This window comes from Streptomyces sp. MP131-18 (assembly GCF_001984575.1).
GTDB classification, from domain to species: Bacteria; Actinomycetota; Actinomycetes; order Streptomycetales; family Streptomycetaceae; genus Streptomyces; species Streptomyces johnsoniae.
In genome coordinates, this window is record NZ_LZNS01000004.1 from 1 (window position 1) to 5,059 (window position 5,059).

Sequence of the window (5,059 nt, forward strand, 5' to 3'; positions counted from 1 at the left end):
GGCTAAGAATTCACAGTGGACGCGAGCATCTGCGGACAAGCCCTCGGCCTATTAGTACCGGTCAACTCCACCCGTCACCAGGCTTCCATCTCCGGCCTATCAACCCCGTCGTCTACAGGGAGCCTTACCCTATCAAGTAGGTGGGAGTCCTCATCTCGAAGCAGGCTTCCCGCTTAGATGCTTTCAGCGGTTATCCCTCCCGAACGTAGCCAACCAGCCATGCCCTTGGCAGAACAACTGGCACACCAGAGGTTCGTCCGTCCCGGTCCTCTCGTACTAGGGACAGCCCTTCTCAAGACTCCAACGCGCACAGCGGATAGGGACCGAACTGTCTCACGACGTTCTAAACCCAGCTCGCGTACCGCTTTAATGGGCGAACAGCCCAACCCTTGGGACCAACTCCAGCCCCAGGATGCGACGAGCCGACATCGAGGTGCCAAACCATCCCGTCGATACGGACTCTTGGGGAAGATCAGCCTGTTATCCCCGGGGTACCTTTTATCCGATGAGCGACGGCGCTCCCACAAGCCACCGCCGGATCACTAGTCCCTGCTTTCGCACCTGCTCGACCCGCCAGTCTCACAGTCAAGCTCCCTTGTGCACTTACACTCACCACCTGATAACCAACCAGGCTGAGGGAACCTTTGGGCGCCTCCGTTACTCTTTAGGAGGCAACCGCCCCAGTTAAACTACCCACCAGACACTGTCCCCGATCCGGATCACGGACCCAGGTTAGACATCCAGCACGATCAGAGTGGTATTTCAACAACGACTCCACCCAGGCTGGCGCCCGAGCATCACAGTCTCCCACCTATCCTACACAAACCGAACCGAACACCAATATCAAGCTATAGTAAAGGTCCCGGGGTCTTTCCGTCCTGCTGCGCGAAACGAGCATCTTTACTCGTAATGCAATTTCACCGGGCCTATGGTTGAGACAGCCGAGAAGTCGTTACGCCATTCGTGCAGGTCGGAACTTACCCGACAAGGAATTTCGCTACCTTAGGATGGTTATAGTTACCACCGCCGTTTACTGGCGCTTAAGTTCCCAGCCTCGCCACCCCGAAGAGCAGCTAACCGGTCCCCTTAACGTTCCAGCACCGGGCAGGCGTCAGTCCGTATACATCGCCTTACAGCTTCGCACGGACCTGTGTTTTTAGTAAACAGTCGCTTCTCGCTGGTCTCTGCGGCCACCCCCAGCTCCAGACGAAAAGTCCTTCACCAGAAGCGGCCCCCCTTCTCCCGAAGTTACGGGGGCAATTTGCCGAGTTCCTTAACCATAGTTCACCCGAACGCCTCGGTATACTCTACCTGACCACCTGAGTCGGTTTAGGGTACGGGCCACCATGAAACATCGCTAGAGGCTTTTCTCGACAGCATAGGATCATCCACTTCACCACAATCGGCTCGGCATCAGGTCTCACCCACATGTCGCACGGATTTACCTGCACGACGGGCCACACCCTTACCCCGGGACAACCACCGCCCGGGCTGGACTACCTTCCTGCGTCACCCCATCACTCACCTACTACCCCCTCGGGTCACCGGCTCCACCACTCCGACAAGAATCAAAGACCCCTGCCGGCGGCTTCACGGGCTTAGCATCAGAAGATTCAGCGCTGGCGCTCCATAGCGGGTACCGGAATATCAACCGGTTATCCATCGACTACGCCTGTCGGCCTCGCCTTAGGCCCCGACTTACCCTGGGCAGATCAACTTGACCCAGGAACCCTTAGTCAATCGGCGCACACGTTTCCCACGTGTGTATCGCTACTCATGCCTGCATTCTCACTCGTGAACCATCCACAACACGCTTCCACGGCTGCTTCACCCGGCACACGACGCTCCCCTACCCACCACACAATGTGCAGTGACACGACTTCGGCGGTGTACTTGAGCCCCGCTACATTATCGGCGCAGAATCACTCGACCAGTGAGCTATTACGCACTCTTTCAAGGATGGCTGCTTCTAAGCCAACCTCCTGGCTGTCTCTGCGACTCCACATCCTTTCCCACTTAGCACACGCTTAGGGGCCTTAGTCGATGCTCTGGGCTGTTTCCCTCTCGACCATGGAGCTTATCCCCCACAGTCTCACTGCCGCGCTCAACTTGCCGGCATTCGGAGTTTGGCTAAGGTCAGTAACCCGGTAAGGCCCATCACCTACCCAGTGCTCTACCTCCGACAAGCAACACACGACGCTGCACCTAAATGCATTTCGGGGAGAACCAGCTATCACGGAGTCTGATTGGCCTTTCACCCCTAACCACAGGTCATCCCCCAGATTTTCAACTCTGGTGGGTTCGGGCCTCCACGCAGTCTTACCCACGCTTCACCCTGCCCATGGCTAGATCACCCCGCTTCGGGTCTAGGGCATGCTACTCAATCGCCCTCTTCGGACTCGCTTTCGCTACGGCTCCCCACCAACAGGTTAACCTCGCAACACACCGCAAACTCGCAGGCTCATTCTTCAAAAGGCACGCAGTCACGACACACCGAGACAAGTCCCGGCATGCGACGCTCCCACGGCTTGTAGGCACACGGTTTCAGGTACTCTTTCACTCCGCTCCCGCGGTACTTTTCACCATTCCCTCACGGTACTATCCACTATCGGTCACCAGGGAATATTTAGGCTTAACGGGTGGTCCCGCCAGATTCACACAGGATTTCTCGGGCCCCGTGCTACTTGGGTGGCCCCTCAACGAGTCGCAGACATTTCAGCTACGGGGGTCTTACCCTCTACGCCAGGCCTTTCGCATGCCCTTCGCCTACATCCACGATTTCTCACTCGCCGACCGTCCGGCAGAACGATCACAAGGAACTCCCACAACCCCGCCTGCGCAACCCCTGCCGGGTATCACACACAAACGGTTTAGCCTCCTCCGGTTTCGCTCACCACTACTCCCGGAATCACGGTTGTTTTCTCTTCCTACGGGTACTGAGATGTTTCACTTCCCCGCGTTCCCTCCACACCGCCTATACATTCAGCGGCAGGTGACAGCCCATAACGACTGCCGGGTTCCCCCATTCGGAAACCCCCGGATCACAGCTCGGTTGACAACTCCCCGGGGACTATCGCGGCCTCCCACGTCCTTCATCGGTTCCTGGTACCAAGGCATCCACCGTGCGCCCTTAAAAACTTGGCCACAGATGCTCGCGTCCACTGTGCAATTCTCAACCAACAAACGAAGACACACCACCGCAAAGCAGCCATGCCCTCACAACCCAACAGCGCGCCCGGAACCAGCCAACCCACCGCACACCCTTTCCACACCCACAACAGGCAGTACTCAGACACACAACCAGGCCAACCAGCCCCGAATAGTCAACGTTCCACCCATGAGCAACCACCCCAGGACACTCGCCCAGGGCCAGCCATATGCTCCTTAGAAAGGAGGTGATCCAGCCGCACCTTCCGGTACGGCTACCTTGTTACGACTTCGTCCCAATCGCCAGTCCCACCTTCGACGACTCCCTCCCCACAAGGGGGTTGGGCCACCGGCTTCGGGTGTTACCGACTTTCGTGACGTGACGGGCGGTGTGTACAAGGCCCGGGAACGTATTCACCGCAGCAATGCTGATCTGCGATTACTAGCGACTCCGACTTCATGGGGTCGAGTTGCAGACCCCAATCCGAACTGAGACCGGCTTTTTGAGATTCGCTCCACCTCACGGCATCGCAGCTCATTGTACCGGCCATTGTAGCACGTGTGCAGCCCAAGACATAAGGGGCATGATGACTTGACGTCGTCCCCACCTTCCTCCGAGTTGACCCCGGCAGTCTCCCGTGAGTCCCCAACCACCCCAAAGGATGTTGCTGGCAACACAGGATAAGGGTTGCGCTCGTTGCGGGACTTAACCCAACATCTCACGACACGAGCTGACGACAGCCATGCACCACCTGTACACCGACTCAAAGAGAAACCCTGTCTCCAGAGCTGTCCGGCATATGTCAAGCCTTGGTAAGGTTCTTCGCGTTGCGTCGAATTAAGCCACATGCTCCGCCGCTTGTGCGGGCCCCCGTCAATTCCTTTGAGTTTTAGCCTTGCGGCCGTACTCCCCAGGCGGGGAACTTAATGCGTTAGCTGCGGCACAGACAACGTGGAATGCTGCCCACACCTAGTTCCCACCGTTTACAGCGTGGACTACCAGGGTATCTAATCCTGTTCGCTCCCCACGCTTTCGCTCCTCAGCGTCAGTATCGGCCCAGAGACCCGCCTTCGCCACCGGTGTTCCTCCTGATATCTGCGCATTTCACCGCTACACCAGGAATTCCAGTCTCCCCTACCGAACTCTAGCCTGCCCGTATCGACTGCAGACCCAGGGTTAAGCCCCGGGCTTTCACAACCGACGCGACAAGCCGCCTACGAGCTCTTTACGCCCAATAATTCCGGACAACGCTTGCACCCTACGTATTACCGCGGCTGCTGGCACGTAGTTAGCCGGTGCTTCTTCTACAGGTACCGTCACCCCAAGGAGCTTCTTCCCTGCTGAAAGAGGTTTACAACCCGAAGGCCGTCATCCCTCACGCGGCGTCGCTGCATCAGGCTTCCGCCCATTGTGCAATATTCCCCACTGCTGCCTCCCGTAGGAGTCTGGGCCGTGTCTCAGTCCCAGTGTGGCCGGTCACCCTCTCAGGCCGGCTACCCGTCGTCGCCTTGGTAGGCCACTACCCCACCAACAAGCTGATAGGCCGCGGGCCCATCCCACACCGCAAAAGCTTTCCACCAGCAGGCCATGCGACCACCAGTGTATATCCGGTATTAGACCCAGTTTCCCAGGCTTATCCCAGAGTGCAGGGCAGATTACCCACGTGTTACTCACCCGTTCGCCACTAATCACCGGCCGAAACCGGATCATCGTTCGACTTGCATGTGTTAAGCACGCCGCCAGCGTTCGTCCTGAGCCAGGATCAAACTCTCCGTGAATGCTTCAAAGAAACAATCCACACGAGAAAACCCTCGCTGAACTGTAAAACAAAAGACCAAGAAACCATCTCGGCCCACAAAACATTGGCGTTGACTTTTGGCACGCTGTTGAGTTCTCAAGGAACGGACGCTT

2 rRNA genes are annotated in these 5,059 nt (G+C 57.5%); both read right to left on the minus strand.

The window, feature by feature from the left end:
* Nucleotides 1-31: 31 nt before the first annotated feature.
* Nucleotides 32-3,144 (minus strand): 23S ribosomal RNA (locus STBA_RS35300).
* Between the two features lie 244 nt (nucleotides 3,145-3,388).
* Nucleotides 3,389-4,926 (minus strand): 16S ribosomal RNA (locus tag STBA_RS35305).
* Together the 16S and 23S rRNA genes form the textbook arrangement of a ribosomal RNA operon.
* Nucleotides 4,927-5,059: the final 133 nt, after the last annotated feature.